The sequence below is a fragment of the Vibrio sp. D54 genome (assembly GCF_021728075.1).
GTDB classification, from domain to species: domain Bacteria; phylum Pseudomonadota; class Gammaproteobacteria; order Enterobacterales; family Vibrionaceae; genus Vibrio; species Vibrio alginolyticus.
The window spans coordinates 348187-369233 of record NZ_JAKKCS010000002.1; the positions used below are offsets into that span (position 1 = coordinate 348187).

The 21047-nt window shown below is 44.2% G+C and carries 17 protein-coding genes; 9 read left to right on the plus strand and 8 right to left on the minus strand.

Annotated features, from left to right (window positions below; all coding sequences use genetic code 11):
* Positions 1-20: 20 nt before the first annotated feature.
* From napA to napF, 3 genes are read right to left on the minus strand one after another with little or no spacing between them, the layout of a single operon-like run.
* The gene (gene napA, locus L3V37_RS04245; protein WP_005373537.1) at positions 21-2510 is read right to left on the minus strand and encodes a periplasmic nitrate reductase subunit alpha; all 2490 of its coding nucleotides are present in this window, start codon (positions 2508-2510) and stop codon (positions 21-23) included.
* A complete protein-coding gene (locus L3V37_RS04250; RefSeq protein ID WP_005373535.1) occupies positions 2507-2815 on the minus strand; it encodes a chaperone NapD in 309 nt (102 codons plus the stop codon). The genes napA and L3V37_RS04250 overlap by 4 nt, the downstream gene beginning before the upstream one ends.
* A gap of 47 nt (positions 2816-2862) precedes the next feature.
* Positions 2863-3348, minus strand: a complete 486-nt coding sequence (napF, locus tag L3V37_RS04255; protein WP_080276949.1) for a ferredoxin-type protein NapF — start codon at positions 3346-3348, stop codon at positions 2863-2865.
* A 247-nt stretch (positions 3349-3595) separates the two neighbouring features.
* Between napF and narQ the strand changes: the two genes are divergently transcribed.
* Both narQ and L3V37_RS04265 read left to right on the plus strand, forming a co-directional pair.
* On the plus strand, positions 3596-5332 hold the full coding sequence (gene narQ / locus L3V37_RS04260; protein ID WP_025767926.1) for a nitrate/nitrite two-component system sensor histidine kinase NarQ: 1737 nt from the start codon (positions 3596-3598) through the stop codon (positions 5330-5332).
* A gap of 4 nt (positions 5333-5336) precedes the next feature.
* Positions 5337-5951: a response regulator gene (locus L3V37_RS04265; RefSeq protein WP_031777156.1), complete on the plus strand. Its 615-nt coding sequence runs from the start codon at positions 5337-5339 to the stop codon at positions 5949-5951.
* A gap of 89 nt (positions 5952-6040) precedes the next feature.
* On the opposite strand, the gene L3V37_RS04270 is transcribed toward L3V37_RS04265, so the two are convergent.
* Positions 6041-6214, minus strand: coding sequence for a hypothetical protein (locus L3V37_RS04270; RefSeq protein ID WP_005373524.1), 174 nt, complete (start codon positions 6212-6214; stop codon positions 6041-6043).
* Between the two features lie 261 nt (positions 6215-6475).
* On the opposite strand from L3V37_RS04270, the gene L3V37_RS04275 reads away from it, so the two are divergent.
* Together L3V37_RS04275 and pepT are read left to right on the plus strand one after the other, a co-directional pair.
* The gene (locus tag L3V37_RS04275) at positions 6476-7339 is read left to right on the plus strand and encodes a DUF6279 family lipoprotein (protein ID WP_064354854.1); all 864 of its coding nucleotides are present in this window, start codon (positions 6476-6478) and stop codon (positions 7337-7339) included.
* Positions 7340-7509: 170 nt separating this feature from the next.
* Positions 7510-8739 (plus strand): peptidase T, encoded by a 1230-nt coding sequence (pepT, locus tag L3V37_RS04280; protein WP_031781280.1) that lies wholly within the window; start codon positions 7510-7512, stop codon positions 8737-8739.
* Positions 8740-8820: 81 nt separating this feature from the next.
* Here pepT and L3V37_RS04285 read toward each other — a convergent pair whose 3' ends face one another.
* On the minus strand, positions 8821-9285 hold the full coding sequence (locus tag L3V37_RS04285; RefSeq protein ID WP_005373515.1) for a dCMP deaminase family protein: 465 nt from the start codon (positions 9283-9285) through the stop codon (positions 8821-8823).
* Positions 9286-9704: 419 nt separating this feature from the next.
* Between L3V37_RS04285 and vmeY the strand changes: the two genes are divergently transcribed.
* Together vmeY and vmeZ are read left to right on the plus strand one after the other, a co-directional pair.
* Positions 9705-10832 (plus strand): multidrug efflux RND transporter periplasmic adaptor subunit VmeY, encoded by a 1128-nt coding sequence (vmeY, locus tag L3V37_RS04290; RefSeq protein ID WP_130546370.1) that lies wholly within the window; start codon positions 9705-9707, stop codon positions 10830-10832.
* A gap of 8 nt (positions 10833-10840) precedes the next feature.
* Complete coding sequence (gene vmeZ / locus L3V37_RS04295; RefSeq protein ID WP_017635194.1) at positions 10841-13993, plus strand: multidrug efflux RND transporter permease subunit VmeZ; 3153 nt, start codon at positions 10841-10843, stop codon at positions 13991-13993.
* Between the two features lie 90 nt (positions 13994-14083).
* Here vmeZ and L3V37_RS04300 read toward each other — a convergent pair whose 3' ends face one another.
* Positions 14084-15853: a methyl-accepting chemotaxis protein gene (locus L3V37_RS04300; RefSeq protein ID WP_237305888.1), complete on the minus strand. Its 1770-nt coding sequence runs from the start codon at positions 15851-15853 to the stop codon at positions 14084-14086.
* Positions 15854-15953: 100 nt separating this feature from the next.
* Entirely contained in the window at positions 15954-16367 is a 414-nt protein-coding gene (arfB, locus tag L3V37_RS04305; RefSeq protein WP_005389036.1) for an alternative ribosome rescue aminoacyl-tRNA hydrolase ArfB, read from the minus strand.
* Between the two features lie 76 nt (positions 16368-16443).
* Between arfB and L3V37_RS04310 the strand changes: the two genes are divergently transcribed.
* A complete protein-coding gene (locus tag L3V37_RS04310; protein WP_017819896.1) occupies positions 16444-17046 on the plus strand; it encodes a beta-phosphoglucomutase family hydrolase in 603 nt (200 codons plus the stop codon).
* 88 nt (positions 17047-17134) lie between these two features.
* On the opposite strand, the gene L3V37_RS04315 is transcribed toward L3V37_RS04310, so the two are convergent.
* A complete protein-coding gene (locus L3V37_RS04315; RefSeq protein WP_005373499.1) occupies positions 17135-18127 on the minus strand; it encodes an OmpA family protein in 993 nt (330 codons plus the stop codon).
* 459 nt (positions 18128-18586) lie between these two features.
* On the opposite strand from L3V37_RS04315, the gene aroG reads away from it, so the two are divergent.
* Together aroG and L3V37_RS04325 are read left to right on the plus strand one after the other, a co-directional pair.
* A complete protein-coding gene (aroG, locus tag L3V37_RS04320; protein ID WP_005389030.1) occupies positions 18587-19639 on the plus strand; it encodes a 3-deoxy-7-phosphoheptulonate synthase AroG in 1053 nt (350 codons plus the stop codon).
* 153 nt (positions 19640-19792) lie between these two features.
* Positions 19793-20965, plus strand: a complete 1173-nt coding sequence (locus L3V37_RS04325) for an MFS transporter (protein ID WP_025767923.1) — start codon at positions 19793-19795, stop codon at positions 20963-20965.
* The last annotated feature ends 82 nt before the right edge of the window (positions 20966-21047 follow it).

Consider the following 21047-nt stretch of genomic DNA (forward strand, 5'->3'; position numbering starts at 1 on the left):
TAGCATTCAGTATCTGAAGGTTAAGCAATCTTAGTAATTTTGACTGGGCACTTCTTAAAGTCTGTCTGTTTAGACAGTGGATCAGTCGCATCTAGGATAAGCTTGTTAATCAAAATACGTGCATCAAAGAACGGTACGAATACCAAGCCTTTTGGCGGACGGTTACGACCGCGAGTTTCAACACGAACGCGTACTTCACCGCGTTTGTTTGCCATGAGTACTTCTTCACCACGGCGAACATTGCGTGCTTTTGCGTCTTCTGGGTGCATGTAACACACTGCGTCTGGTACTGCTTTGTATAATTCAGGTACACGACGAGTCATGGTGCCTGTGTGCCAATGTTCAAGAACACGACCAGTACATAACCACATATCAAATTCATCGTTCGGTACTTCTGGTGGCGCTTCGTATGGCGCGGAAATGATCTTCGCTTTGCCATCAGCATTGCCGTAGAAGTCCCAACCGGAACCTTCTTTCGCGTATGGGTCTGAACCTTCTTTAAAGCGCCACTGTGTTTCTTTACCATCAACAACAGGCCAACGTAGACCACGTACTTCATGGTAACGGTCGTATGGAGCCAAATCATGCCCGTGACCACGGCCAAATGTTGCGTATTCCTCAAACAGACCTTTTTGGACATAGAAACCGAAGTGGTGAGCATCGTCATTCAGTTCACGAGCTTCTTCGATAGGGAATTTGTCGACGTTACCATTGCGGTAAAGTACGTCGTACATTGTTTTACCACGGTATTGAGGCGCTTTCGCTAGAAGCTCTTCAGGCCACACTTCTTCCATTTTGAAGCGTTTCGAGAACTCCATTAGCTGCCACAGGTCGGATTTTGCTTGACCGACTGTGCCCACTTGTTGGTACCAAGCTTGGGTACGACGCTCTGCGTTACCGTAAGCACCTTCTTTTTCAATCCACATTGCGGTAGGAAGAATAAGGTCTGCTGCTTGTGCTGTTGCTGTCGGGTATGGGTCAGACACAACGATGAAGTTTTCTGGGTTGCGGTAACCTGGAAGACGTTCTGTGTTGATGTTTGGACCGGCTTGCATGTTGTTGTTACATTGAACCCAGTAACAGTTCAGAACGCCGTCATTCAGCATACGGTCTTGTAATACGGCGTGGAAGCCAGGTTTTGGTGGAATCGTACCTTCTGGCAGTTTCCAGATGTCTTCTGCAATCTTACGGTGTTTAGGGTTAGCAACCACCATGTCCGCTGGTAGGCGGTGAGCAAACGTACCAACCTCACGAGCGGTACCACATGCTGATGGTTGGCCCGTTAGTGAGAATGGGCTGTTCCCCGGAGTCGAGATCTTACCGGTTAGTAGGTGGATGTTGTAAACCAAGTTATTCATCCATACACCACGAGTATGCTGGTTCATGCCCATTGTCCATAGAGACATCACTTTCGTGTTTGGATCCGCGTATTGCTTCGCAAGCTCGATAAGCTTCTCTTTCTCAACACCAGAGATTTCAGATGCTTTTTCTACTGTGTATGGCGCTACTGATTTCTTGTACTCTTCGAATGAGATAGAAGTGAGTTTGCCAGAGTTCGGGTTCTTCGCTGCTTTTTGTAGCGGATCATCGTCACGTAGACCGTAGCCGATGTCAGTGTCTGCTTGAGTGAAGTTCGTGTGTTTGTTCACGAAGTCCCAGTTTACTGCATCGTTTTCGATGATGTAGTTTGCGATGAAGTTAGCAATTGCAAGGTCAGACTGAGGATTGAAAATGTAGCCGTGGTCTGCCAACTCAAATGAACGATGGTAGTAAGTAGAAAGCACGTTCACTTTAACGTGAGGGTGGCTTAGGCGGCGGTCAGTAATGCGAGTCCATAGAACCGGGTGCATCTCTGCCATGTTTGAGCCCCAAAGAACGAAAGCGTCTGCGTTCTCGAAGTCATCGTAACAACCCATTGGCTCATCGATACCGAATGCGCGCATGAAACCTACAACGGCAGAAGCCATACAGTGACGAGCGTTTGGATCAATGTTGTTTGATCGGAAGCCTGCTTTCATTAACTTTGATGCAGCGTAGCCTTCCATTACTGTCCATTGGCCTGAGCCAAACATACCTACGCTTGTTGGGCCTTTTTTCTCGAGGGAAGCTTTCCATTTCTCAGCCATGATGTCGAAAGCGTCATCCCAAGAGATAGGTGTAAATTCACCATCTTTGTGGAATTTGCCATCTTTCATTCGTAGCATCGGTTGAGTTAGACGGTCTTGACCGTACATGATCTTAGAAAGGAAGTAACCTTTGATACAGTTCAGACCTTTGTTTACTGGTGCTTCTGGGTCACCCTGTGTTGCTACCACTTTGCCGTTTTGAGTGCCAACAAGAACAGAACAGCCTGTACCACAGAAACGACAAGGTGCTTTGTCCCATGTGATTTTGGTTTGATCAGAGCTTGCAATCAGGTTGGCTGCAGATGCTGGTAGTGTCACACCTGCGACAGCAGCAGCTGATGCAGCCGCGTTTGCTTTCACAAACGCACGTCTTGTCATTTTCATACTTCACCCTCGATTTGGGAATGTTGTGTTCCAGTGTCTTCTTCATCCGTTTCTTCAAGCCCAGTTTCGATTTGGTGATAAACCAATACCGTGCTTAAGACGTTCGGTAAATTGTTAATGGCATCGATAGTGTCTGTGATGAAACCTTGGTTCTCAGTTTCAAGTACGACGATAATCTTGCCTTCAGGACTGTCACCATAGATTTCCGCATTTTCGTGTGCTTCTATCTTTTGTTTGATTTCGTCCAAATGTTCCGGCAGCACATGTACTACCAAACTTGAAATATGCACTTCATTTAGTGACATATAGCTCTCTCATTTATTTTTATTGCCTTTGGCCGACGACATTCGGCTTAGGCTGTTATATTGCTCACATTGATGGATGAAGTCGGGCACACTGAAACACAGGCGCCGCAGCCGTTACACTCATCAAGGTCTAAATTGGGTTGTGCTACTTTCCCCAGTTCTAATTTGAACTGAATTGCCATCGGGTCGCACATATCCCCACAGCTTCGGCATTCGACATTTTGTTTTGCTAAGCAGTTATCGTTGATACTTGCTTTTGCTTGCCAAGGTTGTTCTGTTTCTGGCAAGAAAAGGGGCTCAGGACAGGCGTTTGCACATTGATAGCAAAATGTGCATTCATCGATGGAAAAATCGACCGAGGGGAATCCGCCATCACTTTTGGTTATAATCTTTGTTTCACAGGCCTCAATGCATTTACCGCAGCGAGTGCAATCGTCCGTAAACTGTTGCGGTTTAGTTAACCAAGGCAAACGTACGGCGTTGTCGGGGTGCGCTTTTCTTGCAAAGAGTCTTCTTCTGGAAAGGTCTACCACTTAGTCACCTCGAAACTTGGAACCCAAACTAAGCATAGTCCACAATTTTCATTAATAAACTGTCATTTAAACTAACGAAATTGTAGTTTTTGACATATTTGTATAAATACCTCTTAGGGGGTAAATGGTGTGCAATATTGTTTTGGATCAATAAATTCCGTCGCAGGTGATCACATATTGATAAAGTTGAAAGGTAATGGGTTCATTGCACGTACAAATAGGATTGTTAATGGGCGAGGAACTCAGATTGTTTAAAAATGTGAAAAAGTCAGTGACGCGCACGATTGCGTCCGCGATGCTTCTTATTTTGCTGCTCTCAGTCGCTACGACTGGTTTTGCGATTTTTACGTTAGCGTCCAGTTTGAACGATGCTGAAGCCGTCAATGTTGCTGGCTCGATGCGAATGCAAAGCTACCGTCTGGCGAATGATATTCAGGTTAAATCTGTTGACTATTCTTCACATATTGACGCATTTGAACATTCGATATATTCACCTTCAATGAAAGCGCTTCAGCATTGGTCTGTGCCTGAAGACATCACTCACGATTACTACCGTCTTATTATCAGATGGCATGAACTCAAGGCGGTGCTTAGAGGAGACAACCCGGCAGAATATCAACTCCTAGTGGCCGGTTTTGTTGAACAAATCGATGAGTTTGTATTTAAGCTGCAGAGCTTTTCGGAGCAAAAACTGATTAACTTAGCCTGGATCGGCGGGTTAGGGTTGGGGGGCATTCTTTGTGTCAGTATGTTTGTCGTTCATTTTGTGCGCCTCGAAGTTGTTCGGCCTCTGCGTGCCTTAGTTTTTGCTAGCGAGCAAATTAAAAATCGCTCATTTAATATATCGCTCAATGTATCCAGCGATAATGAAATGGGAATACTGACTCGAACCTTTAATCGGATGGCGACAGACCTTGGTAAGTTGTACCGAGGATTAGAACAAGCGGTTGATGAGAAAACACGTAAATTGCAGCATGCCAACCAGTCTTTAGAGGTGCTGTATGACTCGTCAAAAGAACTCACGGCGTCGCGTATTAATCAAGACAATTTCCAGGCGATTTTGCAGCATATCGTCAGTCTTGAGGGCATTAAAGCGGTCAAACTTGAAATCGAGCAGCTGGGAGAACCGAGCTGGATATTGATGGAAGGAGAAGAATGCTGCCAAGATTGTGATGAAGATTGCCACGGTAAAGCCCTGATGCTAGATGGTGAGCACTTGGGCTATTTATATTGGAAAGCAGGGTTACCTTGTCCGAACGAGGCTCTTATTGACAACTTCGTGCAGATTTTATCACGCGCCGTGTATTACAATCGGGCGCAGCGCCAAGCAGAACAAATTCTGCTGATGGAAGAGCGAGCCACTATTGCTCGGGAGTTGCATGATTCATTGGCTCAAGCACTCTCTTACTTAAAAATTCAGGTCGCTTTGTTAAAGAGAAGCGTAAAGAACTTGCCTGACGAAAAGGCGATCGCGCAGGCTAATCAAGTTATTGCTGAGCTAGATACGGGCTTATCTGCGGCTTATACGCAGTTACGCGAGTTACTGACGACGTTTCGTCTTACGATTAAAGAGGGCAGTTTTGGCCAAGCATTGCAAGACATGGTTGAAACGCTCAGTGAACAAACTGCTGCGGACATTACGCTAAAAAATAGACTTTCATCAACTGAACTGGATGCACATCAGCAGGTTCATTTACTACAGTTGATAAGAGAAGCGGCAATTAATGCTATCAAACATGCGCAAGCAGATAATATTCACATTCAATGTCTCGATAATGATGGAAAAGTCACAGTAACCGTTAGCGACGATGGAATAGGCTTTGAACATCAAGACGAAAAATTAAATCATTACGGTATGAGTATCATGCAAGAGCGGGCCGCTAGACTGCATGCCGATCTTCACATCGAAGCATCGATAAACAAAGGTTGTACCGTAAAATTAGAATTCCAACATAGTAAGGAAGTAAATAGTGACAGTGTGTAAAGTAATGCTGGTGGATGATCATCCACTCATGCGAAGAGGTATCCACCAGCTTTTAAGCTTTGAGCCTGAGTTTGAGGTCATTGCAGAAGCAAGTAATGGCGCGGATGCAGTAGCGAAAGCGCATGAGCTGGAACTGGATCTTGTACTTCTTGATCTTAATATGAAAGGCATGTCTGGCCTTGATACTTTGCAAGCACTGCGTGCAGATGGCTGTGAAGCCAGAATTGTCATTCTAACCGTTTCAGATAGCCCAGCAGATATAGAAGCAATAGTTCGAAGTGGTGCCGATGGCTATTTATTGAAAGACACTGAGCCTGATGAGTTGGTTGAGTTGCTAAAACAAGCGCATCAAGGGGACAAGGCATACAGCCAAGAAGTTTCTAAGTATTTGAGTGAACGCTCAGAGCAAGAGGACGTGTTTGATACACTGACCGATCGTGAATCTCAGATCTTAAGAGAGGTGGCAAGAGGTTTCCGCAACAAGCAAATTGCCGATCGTCTTTTTATCTCTGAGTCTACGGTTAAAGTACATATGAAGAGTTTACTTAAAAAGCTTCAAGTTCCTTCTCGTACTGCAGCAACCGTCCTTTATCTTGAGCGCTTTGGCGACATCAAATAACATTGTTGGATTTGAATCTGTAATAATAAATAAAATCAAACAGTTATATTGATTCTGACAAGTAAAAAACCGCCTGTTAGGCGGTTTTTTTACTTGTCTGGGCGAATAGAGTACAAGTCACTGTTGTGCTTACCACACTCCAAATAGTACTGATAAGCCACTTTTTTGCTTTCAGCAATGACTCTCATGCAGTGCATTTTCCCCTGTTCAAAATATCGAATCTCATATTCTACACTGGTATCAAGTTGCTCAGCGGCTGCCATACTTCGCCTCCATAAACCATCCAAAAAACATCCATGCAAATTATATGCCGTTATAGGGAGCGTCGTTCGGTACGTTTTTTAGCCGATAATTGCGCTCTAACTCACTTTTTTGCGGATAGCTGTGATCAAAAAGTTAATTTCAAACTCTATATATTATTAAGGTGGCAATCAATATTTGTCACACTGGTGTAAGTTTGCCGCAATACTAAGTGATACAGGTTGAGTATAGAACTTAATCAACAGAAAAGGGAATACGAATAAGTGACTAAATTAAAGGATGTATCTAATAAGGCGCTTCGTTATGGCCTTCTATTTTGTTTCGTATTTCTGCTTGCCGGTTGTGCGAAAAAGTTTTTATACAGCAATATCGATTGGTTCGTGCTCGATTACTTAGAGGACTATGTCTCGTTGCAAGGGGAACAAGAAGTCCTGGTGGAAGAGCGCTTATTATTGTTGGCAGACTGGCACAAGAAAGAGGAGTTACCATTATATATCGAACATTTAAAAGACCTTGAGAGATTAAAAGCGAGCGATATCACCTTAAATTACTTGCAACAAAATCGAGATAGAATGCGAGCGCATTACGATAGAGTGGTAAGCAAAGCAGCACCAGATCTTTTTGCGTTAAGTTTGCAATTAACGAAAGAGCAAGAACGCGAGTTTTTGAGTAATGTACAAGAACATTATCAAGAGCGAAACGCAAAATATGCCGATAAGACAGAAGACGAAGTGCGTGAAATTATTCTGGATAACACTGAAGAGTGGATGGAAGAATGGCTAGGGAATCTATCAGGAAATCAGCGTCAATTAGCTCAAACATTTTCTCAGCAAGTTATTTTAAACAGCCCTTTATGGAGAGATTATCGAGCCACGGTATATCAAGAGCTCGAATACTTGTTCGACAACAAATCTAATGTTGTGACTTATCAAGATATATTTATGCGACTCTTGTTCGAGCCAGAGAGTTATTATAGTGAGCAGCTTTCTCTGAATATTGATTCTAACTTTGCATTGGTTGATCAACTGACATTAGATGTTTCTCGTTCGATGACCGATAAGCAATGGCGTCATTTTCGTGAAAAGGTTAAAGAGTGGCGAGTACTGGCTGAGGAACTTTTAGATTAAATTCATACTTCAATGAGCGAAAGCAAAGCGCAAAAGCCTTTCTTATCAAAAAATGATTCAAAGCAAATTCTTATTGAGCTAAGAGCGTAACATAGCGTGAGGTTTGATGAGGCAACGTCAGCTTATCAATGCGTGATAAGGCCTCATCGTACAAAACAATGAGAATAAATATGAAACATTTAGTTGAAAGATTTCTTCGATACGTCACGTTTGATACCCAATCCAATCCACATGTGACGCTTTGCCCAAGTTCACCTGGTCAGCTTGTGTTTGCTGAGTTACTTAAAAAAGAGATGATCGAGCTTGGTTTAAGTGACGTGACTTTGGATAAAAATGGCTACTTGATGGCTAAACTGCCAGCCAATGTTGATTATGAGGTTCCTCCTATCGGCTTCATTGCCCATATGGATACCGCGCCGGATGCATCTGGCAAAAACGTAAAGCCGCAATTCATCGAAGATTACCAGGGTGGCGATATTGCATTAGGGTTGGGGGATGAAGTGTTATCTCCCGTGCAATACCCAGATTTACATCACCTACATGGCCACAATCTTATTACTACCGATGGCACTACATTACTTGGCGCGGATAACAAAGCCGGTATCGCAGAGATTCTTTCCGCGGTAGCTCTGCTACTGGAAAACCCAGACATTCCACACGGCGACATTTGTATCGGCTTTACTCCGGATGAAGAAATCGGTCGTGGTGCAGATTTGTTTGATGTTAAAAAATTTGGCGCGAAATGGGCATACACTATAGATGGTGGCCCGCAAGGTGAATTGGAATACGAAAACTTTAATGCAGCAAACGCTGATGTAATTTTTCATGGTGTTAGCGTTCATCCAGGTACTGCAAAAGGCAAAATGGTCAATGCGATGAACTTAGCTGCGAAATTTCAAGTTCAAATGCCCCAAGATCAAACTCCGGAAACAACCGAAGGTTACGAAGGGTTCTTCCATCTAAAATCGGCAGAAATGGGCGTTGCACGAAGCGAGCTAGGTTACATTATTAGAGACTTTGACCGTCAAAGACTTGAGGATCGAAAAGCCTTTATGCAGAAACTCGTCGATGAAATGAACACGGGTTTACGCCATGGTTCTGTAGAGCTAAAAATAAAAGACAGCTATTACAATATGAGGGAAATGGTTGAGCCTTACCCTCATATCATTGAGCTGGCAAAGCAAGCGATGGAAGCGTGTGATGTGGAACCGATTATAAAACCTATTCGTGGTGGTACAGATGGTGCTCGTTTATCTTTTATGGGTTTGCCGTGCCCGAATATCTTCACCGGTGGTTTTAACTTCCACGGAATTCATGAGTTTATTTCTGTTGAAATGATGGAAAAATCGGTACTCGTTATCGTCAAAATTGCTGAGCTTACAGCGAAAAAACACAGTTAAAAGACTACGTCGAGACCTCTTGCAGATTTAATAAAAAATAGCCCAGATCTCTCTGGGCTATTTAAATATTAAGATGGAATACTAGCGCACGTCTTTGTCTTCAATTTCAATGTCTTCTAGTGGTAACCAGTCGACTTTCACACCCGCTTGATCGAACATATCTTGACTGACTTGGATTTTATCTCCCCAGCGAGATAAAAAGTCTTCAGACTGCTCAGGGCAGTGTACGTGTGAGATCCCTGTTTGAATGATTTTTGCCGCGCAGTTAGGGCAAGGAAAATGCGTTACCCAAATATCACATCCGTCTAAGTCACGTTTTGAGAACAAAATTGCGTTCTCTTCCGCGTGCAGTGTTTTAAGGTATTTCAACTCGCGCTCATCGGTGTCGACACTGTCAGAAACACCATGCGGATAGCCATTAAATCCAACAGATACAATGCGATTCTGTTTAGTAATAACGGCACCGACTTGTGTTGATGGGTCCTTACTCCAAGACGCCACTAGTTCTGCCATCTGGTAAAAGCGTTTCGCCCATTTAGAAATCATAGTCATCCTCTCTGTCGAAGGCGTTGAATTAATTGAATGATAACCCATTTATATTAAAAAAATAGTCAAAATCGGGGTCTTGAGTATGAAGGCGTCACTTTTTACCTTTTTAGCCACAAAACGTTCTTATCTTGAGCACTGAATCTCACTTTACGCCCGAATACAATACTCCCGTTAGTGTTTCCAAGCTCACGCTAAAATTCGCGATCTCCTAAGGCGTATATTAAATAGTTATGATTGAGTTGTATGTATGTTGCTCATTGAATACCACTGTTAACTAAATTACTTTATTTTCCTTTTGTTTCTCATGTTTACATTTAGAAACACCTTGGGCGCTTTTCAGTGAAGTTTTCAGTGGCAGCAAGGAGTAAGGTTGATAGGAATTCAACAATATCCTGTTCTATAAAGACGGTAAATACATGCAAAAGAAACCACTTGTCGCACTAATGGCGGCTACAGCAATCCTCGCTGGATGCGGGGAAGCTAATAATGCCCAAACGAAAGGTCAAGCGCCTCTCGTAGTGACTCAGGATGTCACGGTTATCGACTACCAACCGAGCAAGTCTTATATCGGTCGCATTGAAGCAGTAGAAGATACCAATATTACCGCGCAGATTTCTGGCTACTTAAAAGCTCGTCACTTTGAAGAGGGGCAAATGGTAGAAAAAGGGCAGCTCCTTTACTCTATCGAGCCATCTTCTTTTGAAGCCCAAGTCGCGAGTGCTAAAGCCGCACTTGCACAAGCTAAAGCGGCGCTAAAAAAAGCCGAATTAGATCATACACGAGGTAAAAACTTGTTGCCTCGCGGTAGTATCTCTCAATCTGAGTTTGATGCTTTAACTGCGGCACTTCTTGGTGCGAGAGCAGAGCTAGAAGCGGCAAATGCTCAACTTAAGCTTGCTGAAGTTAACCTTTCCTATACTCAAATCCAAGCACCTTTTAGCGGACGTATTAGTGATACCAAAGTGAGTACGGGTGATCTGGTTTCTCCATCATCTGGCGTGCTGACGACATTGGTGAGCTTAGACCCAGTGCATACTTCATTTAGTGTGAGTGAGCGCGAGCGTTTAGCCATGGGTATGGATCAAGTAAAAGGCGATGGCTCGGCTGAATCAAACCGTGTTGAAGTTCAGCTTGAACTGGAAAATGGACAGTTTTTTGAGCATCTCGGTAAGCTCGATTTCTTAGGTAATCGTATTGACACCAAAACGGGTACGATTGCAATGCGTGCGCTAGTGCCAAACCCAGAGCAGAAGTTACTTCCGGGTCAGCACATCAAAGTGAACTTGAGAGACAAGAACACGAAAGACGTTATTGTTATCCCACGACGTGCCGTACAGACTGACTTAGAAGGTGACTTTGTGATGGTGATGGCTGAGGGAAATGTAGCAGAGCGTCGTAACGTCGAGCTTGGACCTCAGGTTGAACAAGGCATTATCATTCGAGAAGGCCTAGATCAGGAAGATACGGTTATTACACAGGGCCTACAGCGTGTGCGTAATGGTGTAGAAGTGCGCATTCAAACACCTGCTGAAGATAAGCAGTAGGGGGCACTATGTTAAGTCGTTTCTTTATTCAGAGACCTAAATTCGCGCTGGTTATTTCGATCATACTAACGCTAGCCGGTGCGATCTCACTGGCGATTTTGCCAGTGGCTGAGTATCCACAGATAAGCCCGCCATCAGTAAGCGTTTCGGCTTACTACACTGGCGCGAGTGCGGAAGTTGTCGAGCAGGCCATTGCTGACCCCATAGAGACCTCAGTCAACGGCGTTGAGGATATGATATACATGTCTTCAAAGAGCGCGAACGATGGCTCTTACAGCCTAAACGTCACGTTCGATGTCGGCACCGATCCAGATATGGCGCAAGTTAACGTGCAAAACCGCGTGTCACAGATTGAGTCAAAACTGCCTCAAGAAGTTCGCATGGTTGGTGTGACGGTGAAAAAGCGTTCACCTGACTTGCTGATGGTACTTAACTTCTATTCACCTGATGGCAAATACGATGATCAGTTCTTGATTAACTACATTAACTTGAATGTAAAAGATCAGTTGGCTCGTGCGAAAGGTATCAGTGAAGTTAACGTGATTGGTGGTGGCGAATACGCAATGCGTGTTTGGTTAGATCCTGAAAAAATGGCCAACCTTAAGCTAACCACGTCAGACGTATACGCCGCTTTGGCTGAACAGAACGTTCAAGTTGCGGCAGGGCGTGTAGGTGCAGCACCATACAACAATCCGCAAGAAGTTCAGTTTAACCTTGTGACCAAAGGTCGCTTGGAAAGCGTGAGTGAGTTTGAGAACGTAGTCCTTCGAGCTAATCCCAATGGCTCTACGGTTTATCTGAAAGATGTTGCTCGCGTTGAACTAGGCAAAAAGTTCTACGATGGTAACGGTAAGTTCCGTGGCCAGGACGCGTCAATCGTTGCGTTGTCTCTTCAATCGGATGCGAATGCGTTAGAAAGTGGTCAGGCCGTCATGGAGCTCCTTGAAGGCTTGAGCAAAAACTTCCCAGAGGGAATGGAATACGAGACCAGCTACGATACAACCGTGTTCGTATCTGAATCGATCAAAGGGGTAGTAAAAACACTGATTGAAGCGATTCTATTGGTGATTGCTGTAACTTACTTGTTCTTGGGTAGTGCGCGTGCAACGTTGATTCCTGTTGTCGCGATCCCCGTTTCTCTGATTGGTACGTTTGCCATCATGCAGGCAACGGGCTTCACCATTAATACGGTTACTTTGTTTGGCTTGATCCTTGCGATTGGTATCGTGGTGGACGATGCGATTCTGGTTATCGAAAACGTCGATACTACCATGGCGAAAGACCCAACCATTTCACCGCGTAAAGCGACGTTGCTAGCGATGAAAGAAGTAACGGGACCAATCATCACGTCGACCTTGGTTCTACTTGCGGTATTCATACCCGTCGCCATGCTGCCAGGTATTACCGGTATCATGTATCGCCAGTTCGCTTTGACCATCTGTATTTCGGTTGTGATTTCATCCATCAATGCATTGACGCTGTCTCCAGCACTTTGTTCTCTGGTATTGAAGCAGGGTGGGGGCAATACCGCTAACTGGTTCCAGGCTTTCAACCGAGGCTTAGAGCGCATCACTACGCGTTATGGCCAGATCGCTGGTTTCTTGGTGAAGAAGTCTTTACTGCTCGTGACGTTCTTTATAGTTGCTATCGCAGCGGTCACTTTCTTTGCGAAAACCACCTCTACAGCGTTTGTTCCTCAAGAAGATAAAGGCATTTTGCTGGTTAACGTACAGCTACCAGATTCAGCCTCTTTATCACGCACTGAAGAAGTCACCAATGATTTAATGAAAATGATCGGTGAAGAACCTGGTGTGGATGGTGTGACGGTTGCGAACGGTTACTCGTTTATGACAGGCGCAGCAGCATCAAACGGTGCTTCTGTATTTATCAAATTGCATGACTGGGATACTCGTAACTCGCTGCAAGGAGAGCACTCTGCTAATGCTATCGCGGCACGTATTAACGGTCGAGCGGCGACAGAGCTACCTCAAGCGGTTGTTTTTGCGATGGGACCACCGGCGGTTCCTGGTATGGGCGCTGCGTCTGGTTTTGAGTTTGTGCTTGAAGACACGCTAGGGCGAAGTCGTACCGATTTGTCGATGGTCATGGGAGAAATGATCCAAGCGGCTAACCAAGCGCCTGAAATTGCCTACACGTTTAGCACGTTCCGCGCGAATGTTCCGCACTACTACGTTGATATCGATCGTGAGAAAGCGCAGCAATTAGGTATTTCGCTGTCGTCTATTTTCCAAACCTTGCAAGGCAACTTAGGTTCGCTTTATGTGAATGACTTCACCATGTTTGGTAAGAACTTCCGCGTAACCATGCAAGCTGATAGCCAGCACCGTAGCAGCATGGAAGATCTAGAGCGTTTCCATGTTCGTTCTTCGAACGGTGATATGGTTCCGTTAAGTACGCTAGTGAGCTACGAGCAAGTGTTTGAGCCTGATGTGGCATGGCGTTACAACATGTACCGCAGTGCTATCATTCAAGGCCAACCAGCACCGGGTTACTCTAGTGGTGATGCGATTGCCGCAATGGAACGCGTTGCTGCTGAAGTTCTTCCACAAGGGTACACGTATGAATGGACAGGTATGGCTTATCAGGAAGTGCTCGCGGGTAACCAAGCCATTTATGCGTTTGCGCTGGCTTTGATCTTCATTTACTTGTTTATGGTGGCTCAGTATGAGAGTTGGAGTATTCCACTGGCTATTATTTTGGTGGTCCCAGTAGCAACGTTAGGTTCCTTCCTTGCGTTGAATCTAACTGGCACGCCGCTTAACTTGTATGCCCAAATTGGTCTTGTCTTGCTCATAGCCTTGGCGGCGAAAAACGCAATTTTGATTGTGGAGTTCGCCAAGCAAGAGCGTGAAGAAAAAGATGCTGATATCGATAGTGCAGCGGTTAAAGGAGGCACGTTACGTTTCCGCGCTGTGAATATGACATCTTGGTCATTTATCCTTGGTATCTTCCCGCTTATCTTTGCCGCTGGCGCGGGGCACGTGAGTCAAAACTCACTCGGCGTGTCGCTGATTGGTGGTCTATTGTGTGTGCTTCTAGCAGGTACATTCTTGATCCCAGGCTTCTACGCTCTGGTGCAAAGACAGCGTGAGAAAGTTCATGGCGGCAACACCAAGCTGGTTCCTCTTGATGATGAATAATCACATCCGAAGTGTGCAGTAAGCACGAAGTGACAATTGAAAAAAAGCCCGAAGCAATGGTTGCCTCGGGCTTTCTATTTTGAAAAAGGGTTATTTTAGCGCAGTTTTGAATTGTGCAACGGCTTCATCCATATCATGAGCTTGAGCAGAGACAGAGTTCACTTCATGCAAGCATTCCTGAGCGGATTGCATGTTATTCTCAGATATTGCGTTTAGCTCGGTGATTGAACCGCTAACTTGGTTCATCACGATACCTTGTTCTTCAATTGCTGAAGCTATGCGCTCCGAATTACCTTGAATTGAATGCATGTCAGTGATGATCTGTTGCAGGCTAGAATCCAGTTTTTCAGAAGCATTAAGTGTTTGTTGCCCTTGATCGTTACATTGATCAATATCAGCAACAACTGTAGACATTTGAGTTTGAATATCTGCAACGACCCGCGTGATTTCCTCTGTGGATTGATGAGTTCGGCTAGCTAGGGCGCGTACTTCATCGGCAACAACTGCAAACCCGCGGCCTTGTTCGCCTGCTCGCGCGGCTTCAATTGCTGCGTTGAGAGCTAGTAGGTTGGTTTGCTCTGCAATTTCTTGGATGATGTTCACGGCACCACCAATTTTATCTACATGCTGATTCAGCGAGCCAATCGACTGCTGGCTGTTTGATAAAATCGTGGTTAGTTGACCGATGTTGGTTACCGTCGCCTCAACAACTCCTCGACCTTGTTCGGCATTATTCGCTGCCTGATGTACGCCTTCTACCGCAACTGATGTGCTTTCAGAGATTTCACCTATTGTGGCAACCATTTGCTGAACTGCCGTCGCCATTGATGCAGTGTGGTCAGTTTGAGTGTGGAATTGCTCCATAACGCCTTCTAACTCACGATGCATATTATCGGTACTTGCAGTGAGTTGCGCCGATTTTTCTTGGGTACTACTAATTAGATGCTCAAGCTTATCCAATAGGCCATTGAGGTGATGACTGATATCAAATAGCTCGTCTTGACCTTTCAAATCAGATCGAAGTCCCATGTTGTTCGTTTCGCTGATACTTCGAATGGTGCCAAGTAAGCTATTCACTCGCGTATTGATTGAACGTGAAATTTGCCAAATCAATGCGAAAATAACGACTAAGATCAGAGCTGTAATGACCTGCTTGATGGTCGACATTTGTTCATCACGTTGTGCGGCAGCAGAGCTAAGGGCTGTGGAAAAGGTTTCAAATTGCTCTTCTACGGCATGAGATAATGCGCGAGTTTCACCGAGTAGGCCTTTGTCATAAGCAACCCCAACAACTTGCTTTTGGGCCGCCAATTGCTTACCTGTTTTGATAAGCTCCGGAGCATATTGCCCCTCAAGCAAGTCACTATTGAATAGTCCTGCTTTTACCGCAGAGTCAAAACGGACTAATGCCAATAACTGCTGGTGGTCTGAACGTTGTTTTGCTTCTAATAGTGCTTGTTCGTAACCAGCGAGAAGCCCACTCTTTGAATCAAGCCCGTATCGTTGGTAAGCGCTGACCAGATTCTGAAAGCCCCTTTGGTATGCGAGCAAGTCTTGCTTAAATTGTTGACTGGAAGGTAATTCATTACTCTTGAGTATGTTCGCAAGCTCTTTTTCTGTGTCTATAAACTTGTCAACATTGGCGTCAAACTTATTTAGATATTTGTCATTACTACGTAGTAGGAAATCTTTTTCATTTCTGCGTAAGTTTAGTAAGCGTATTTCTAGATCACCAACGAGTTTGATGGCGTGATTAAGGTCATTGCTCTTATTTTCAAAATGGGATGACGTACCCAAAAGGGCCACGATGCCTAAAATGGCGATAACTCCGAGGAAGTAGAGTTTTTGCCTAATAGTCATATTGTTGTTTCCTGAATAAGTAACTAAAAAGAGAAATCCAATGAGATTTCCAAGGGCTAGCAAACGTTGTTCAACTAACATGTCGAGAAAACGACATTCACTAATACAGCACTTTTTTACGTTGCTGTTTTTTCGCTCCGTGCTTGTTTTTTGTATCAAGTCGTCGGCGTTGAGAAGCGCGGGTTGGTTTCGTTTTAATACGCTTCTTCTCCTGTAAAGCGGCAGCTTTTATCAATGCTTGAAGCCGATTTAGGGCGTCTTCCTTATTTTGTTCTTGTGTCCGAAATTGTTGCGCTTTGATGATGATCACGCCATCTTTACTTATACGACTATCAGAAAGTGCAAGTAATCGCTCTTTGTAGAAGTCAGGTAAGCTGGAATTCCGGATATCAAAGCGCAGGTGTATAGCGGACGCTACCTTGTTAACGTTCTGGCCACCATTTCCTTGAGCTCTAATTGGGGATAATTGAATTTCCCACTCTTGAATTGTGACGGAGTTCGAAATTTTGAGCATGATAAGTAAATGCCGGTAAGGACGATTGAAAGAGCTGATAAATTAACATTACAGATGCACAAATAGAAGAAAAGACATGAGCACGATTGATTTTAGACCCTATGAGGGATTCATATTTGATATGGATGGTACTCTAATCGATACCATGCCAGCCCACTTGGCAGCTTGGCAAGCAACTGCTGAGCGTTTTGATTTTCCGTTTTGCCAGGAATGGTTTCACAGTTTGGGAGGGATGCCGAGCTTTAAAATTGTTGAGGAACTAAATCGTGTGCATGAGCTTTCATTAGACCCTAAAACTGTCGCGACATTTAAAATGGAAACATTCGCTGCTATGGAGCTTCATGGTGACGTTATTCCTTGCACGAACATCGTGTTAGAGGAATATTTAGGCCATAAGAAAATTGCAGTCGGGACTGGCAGCCAACGAGAAAGTGCCATGCGCTTATTAAGTCATGCAGGTTTATTAGACAAGTTGGATGTTGTAGTAACCGCGAGTGATGTAGAGAACCATAAACCCTTTCCAGATACCTTTTTGGTGGCCGCGGAACAACTCGACTTGGAGGCGTCACAGTGTCTTGTGTTCGAGGATACTGAGTTGGGGAAGCGAGCGGCGCATGCAGCTGGTATGGATTGCGTTATGGTGCAAGATAATGAGTTGATCTTTTTCCCAAAACCATAGTGGCAATATCCCTTAATATGAGATCAAAATGGGGTGCAAATGCACCCCATTAATTTTTACCACATCATCGATCATGAATCATAGATGCTTATTCTGGTTGAACTAGCTCTTGGTATTCAAATGAAGGTACTACAACTTCTACGCGACGGTTTTTCTCACGACCTTCGCGAGTGCTGTTGTCAGCAACTGGGTTTTCTTCACCCATACCTTTGACTGTCAAACGATCTGAACCAATGCCAGCTGCGGTTAGGTAATCAGCAACAGATTGAGCACGACGCTCAGACAGTTTTTGGTTGTATGCCGCAGGGCCTGAGCTATCTGTGTAACCAGTAATCTCTACTTGAGCTTGAGGATATTCGTTCAAGAATGAAACAAAGTTGTCCAGACGTTCAGAAACGGACTCTGTTAACTTAGCACTATCGAATTCAAACGTACCTGTACCGTACTCTTCTTTGTGCACCTTGCTCATCATCACTGGTTCTGGATCTGGCTCGATCACTTCTTCCGTTACAACTGCTGCAACAACTGGAGCAGCTGCGAATTTGTAGTTAACACCGATACCAAAGAAGTTAGCATCCATGTCGTCCCACACGTCGTCAGACATGTCTTGGTAACGTTGGTATTCAGCGCGAACACTCCAGTTTCTATCGATCGAGTATTCAGCACCCAAAGAACCTGTTGGGACAAAGTCTGTTTCGTCATCAGACATCATGTAAGCACCACCGATCTTAGCAAACAGATTCCAAGAGTCGTTTAAGTGCCAGTTGAATTTAGGTGCAAGTGTTAAAGCCGTTAGATTGCCGTCAATCGTATTAATCGTATTAGCCCCTGACCTAGAGTTTCCTTCATAGTCGCCTAAGAAGTCTACGCCGTACTCTAGCCCGATGATATCGGTAAAGTCATAACCGATATGTAGTCCTGCACCGAACGCTTCATCATCACAAGGGCTATTTAGATAGCAAGCGTCGTCAAGTGTAGTCATGCCCACTTTGCCCCCGATGTACATTTCAGCTTGAGCAGAGTTTAAAAGCGCGCTACTACCAGCTACCACTGCTGCTACTGCAATTGCTACTTTGTTCATAATGTTTCCTTGTATTGATTGCATATTAACTTCTACTTCGTTTTATCAAAAAATTAGAAAAAACCAGTGTTTATAAGAAATTAGTTTAATACTCTAATCATTTCATATCAAGCAACAATATATTTGAACTTGATCAACATTTACTACCCAAAAATACCTCACAAACTTCTGATATTTCTTACATTGTAGTAAAGATTTTTTGGTGCATAAGAAAATTGATGATTATTTTGAACTTTTTTTCGTAAACTTTACTTTACATTGTGCGCGGTGGTTAACAGGTGGTTTTTATTTGCATTTATTTGCAAAAACTGATTGCAAGTCTACGCCTAAGCCGATAAGTTACTTAAACGCTAGACAGAAAATGACCACAGCCCTTGATGCTGCTCGCTTTGTGAACAATGTTGCAATGAGTTCAGTTGGTAAAAATGGGGTCGGAAATAAAACCAGGAAGTAGAAGTAATGTTTCAAACTGATGATGTAAGAATAAATAGAGTAAAAGAGTTATTGCCACCTGTTGCAGTATTAGAGAAGTTCCCAGCGACTGAAACCGCTTCTTCGACCACTTTTGATTGCCGTAACGCCATTCACAATATTCTTGAAGGAAAAGACGATCGATTACTCGTGATCGTTGGCCCGTGTTCTATTCACGATCCGGCTGCCGCGGTTGAGTACGGTAAAAAGCTAAAAGTACTACGTGATGAACTGGGCGAGCAGCTTGAGGTTGTCATGCGAGTTTATTTTGAAAAGCCGCGTACGACCGTTGGTTGGAAAGGCCTTATCAATGACCCTTACTTAAATGACACCTATAAGCTAAATGATGGTCTACGTATCGGACGTAAACTTCTTCTTGATCTAACCGATATGGGCTTGCCAACGGCAAGTGAATTCTTAGATATGATCACACCTCAGTACGTGGCGGATTTGATCAGTTGGGGCGCTATCGGTGCTCGTACGACAGAATCTCAGGTTCACCGCGAGCTAGCTTCTGGTCTTTCTTGTCCTGTAGGTTTCAAAAACGGTACAGACGGGAATATTAAAATAGCGAGCGACGCGATTCGTTCTGCAAGCGCTTCCCATCACTTCCTTTCAGTAACAAAATACGGTCATTCCGCGATCGTAGAAACCGCTGGTAATCCAGACTGCCATATCATTCTACGTGGCGGTAAAGAACCAAACTACAGTGCAGCACATGTAGCTCAAATTAAAGATGAGCTGGACACCGCAGGTCTGCCGAAAAAAGTGATGATTGATTTTAGCCATGCTAACAGCTCGAAGCAGTTCAAGCGTCAAATGCTGGTGTCTGATGATGTATCCGAGCAAATCTCAGGTGGCGAAGAAGCCATTTTTGGAGTGATGATCGAGTCTCATTTAGTTGAAGGTCGCCAAGACTTAGTGGATGGCAAAGCAGCCACTTATGGTCAGTCGATCACTGATGCATGTATTGGTTGGGAAGATACGGAAACGGTACTTCGTCAGCTTTCTGATGCAGTAAAAGCGCGCCGCAACAAGTAAACTCAACAGAAAAACTTTTTTAAAAGTGAATAGTGAAGAGCCAGAGGTACTATGCCTCTGGCTCTTTTTGTTGAGAATTACTCTCATATCTTTCTATTGCTTCTGCTTTCCTATATGTTATCTGTATACGTTGTAACCAAAAGGAATTTGGAATTGAATCGTAATGTATGGCTTCTATCCCTCTGCCAAGCCTTATTAATGACAGGGAATATTTTACTCATATCTGTTATTGCCCTTATTGGCAAAACACTTGCGCCGTCATCAAGTTTTATCACATTACCAGTTGCACTGCAGTTTTTGGGACTGATGGCCGCGACAATTCCCGCGTCGCTAATTATGGGCAAGTTAGGGCGTCGCCTTGGTTTTAGCCTTGGTAATGTCATTGGCATTTTGGGTGCTAGTCTAGCGACGTATGCATTAAGTCAACAAAACTTCTATCTGTTCTGCATGTCTACGTTTTTGCTTGGTGTTGGTATAGGTTTCGGTACTCTATACAGGTTTGCTGCCATTGAAGTGTGTGAAGAGTCGGCAAGGCATAGGGCGATTTCGATATCTATGGCGGGTGGGGTGTTAGCGGCGATCCTTGGACCTAATTTGGCGGTGTACTCACAGCAGTGGTCAGGTGATGGCTTATACATTAGTGCATTTGCTGTGCTTGTCGTGCTTTATATAACTGCGTTGGTTGTGCTACAAACCATTCGTTTTCCACCTGCACACACGCAGGCGCTACACGCTAAGGCGGATAAGCTGAGACTGATTATTCGTCGACCTAATTTCATGCTAGCAGTTATCGCGGCAATGGTTGCGTACGCGGTGATGAACATTTTAATGACAGCAACTCCTTTAGCGATGATTGGTTGTGGCTTTGATTTTGATAAAGCGGCGGGAGTGATCGAATGGCACGTGTTGGGTATGTTTGCACCTGCGTTTGTCACGGGCCGTCTGATAGAGCGGTTTGGCGCTAAGAATATGATTTTGGCGGGTGGATTGCTATTTGTTGCTTGTATTGGAATTAATATACATGGAGTGTCTATCTGGCATTTTAGTCTTGCTTTAATCCTGTTAGGAATAGGGTGGAACTTTATGTTTATCGCAGCAACCGGGCTGTTTAGTCAAAGCTATGAAGCGAAAAACAGAAGCAAGGCTCAAGCGTTTAATGAATTCTTCGTGTTCAGTTGTGTCACCATCACCGCATTACTATCTGGTTGGCTTGAGTCTACCGTAGGTTGGCAGAATCTTAATTTGTATGTTCTTCCATTTGTGTTACTCGTTATCGCGATGTTTGCGTTAAAAACGAATAAAAAGCCAGAATCACAAACCGCTTAATTAAGGCTTAATATATAACCCGGCCGATCGTGTCGGGTTTGTTTATTAGCTCAAATCAACAATCTCTTCTTTATGTTTTTAT

Coding starts and splice junctions, on each gene's coding strand:
- napA (WP_005373537.1), bottom strand. CDS start 2,510: ATGAAAATGACAAGACGTGCGTTTGTGAAAGCAAACGCGGCTGCATCA.
- L3V37_RS04250 (WP_005373535.1), bottom strand. CDS start 2,815: ATGTCACTAAATGAAGTGCATATTTCAAGTTTGGTAGTACATGTGCTG.
- L3V37_RS04265 (WP_031777156.1), top strand. CDS start 5,337: ATGCTGGTGGATGATCATCCACTCATGCGAAGAGGTATCCACCAGCTT.
- L3V37_RS04270 (WP_005373524.1), bottom strand. CDS start 6,214: ATGGCAGCCGCTGAGCAACTTGATACCAGTGTAGAATATGAGATTCGA.
- pepT (WP_031781280.1), top strand. CDS start 7,510: ATGAAACATTTAGTTGAAAGATTTCTTCGATACGTCACGTTTGATACC.
- L3V37_RS04285 (WP_005373515.1), bottom strand. CDS start 9,285: ATGATTTCTAAATGGGCGAAACGCTTTTACCAGATGGCAGAACTAGTG.
- vmeY (WP_130546370.1), top strand. CDS start 9,705: ATGCAAAAGAAACCACTTGTCGCACTAATGGCGGCTACAGCAATCCTC.
- vmeZ (WP_017635194.1), top strand. CDS start 10,841: ATGTTAAGTCGTTTCTTTATTCAGAGACCTAAATTCGCGCTGGTTATT.
- L3V37_RS04300 (WP_237305888.1), bottom strand. CDS start 15,853: ATGACTATTAGGCAAAAACTCTACTTCCTCGGAGTTATCGCCATTTTA.
- arfB (WP_005389036.1), bottom strand. CDS start 16,367: ATGCTCAAAATTTCGAACTCCGTCACAATTCAAGAGTGGGAAATTCAA.
- L3V37_RS04310 (WP_017819896.1), top strand. CDS start 16,444: ATGAGCACGATTGATTTTAGACCCTATGAGGGATTCATATTTGATATG.
- L3V37_RS04315 (WP_005373499.1), bottom strand. CDS start 18,127: ATGAACAAAGTAGCAATTGCAGTAGCAGCAGTGGTAGCTGGTAGTAGC.
- aroG (WP_005389030.1), top strand. CDS start 18,587: ATGTTTCAAACTGATGATGTAAGAATAAATAGAGTAAAAGAGTTATTG.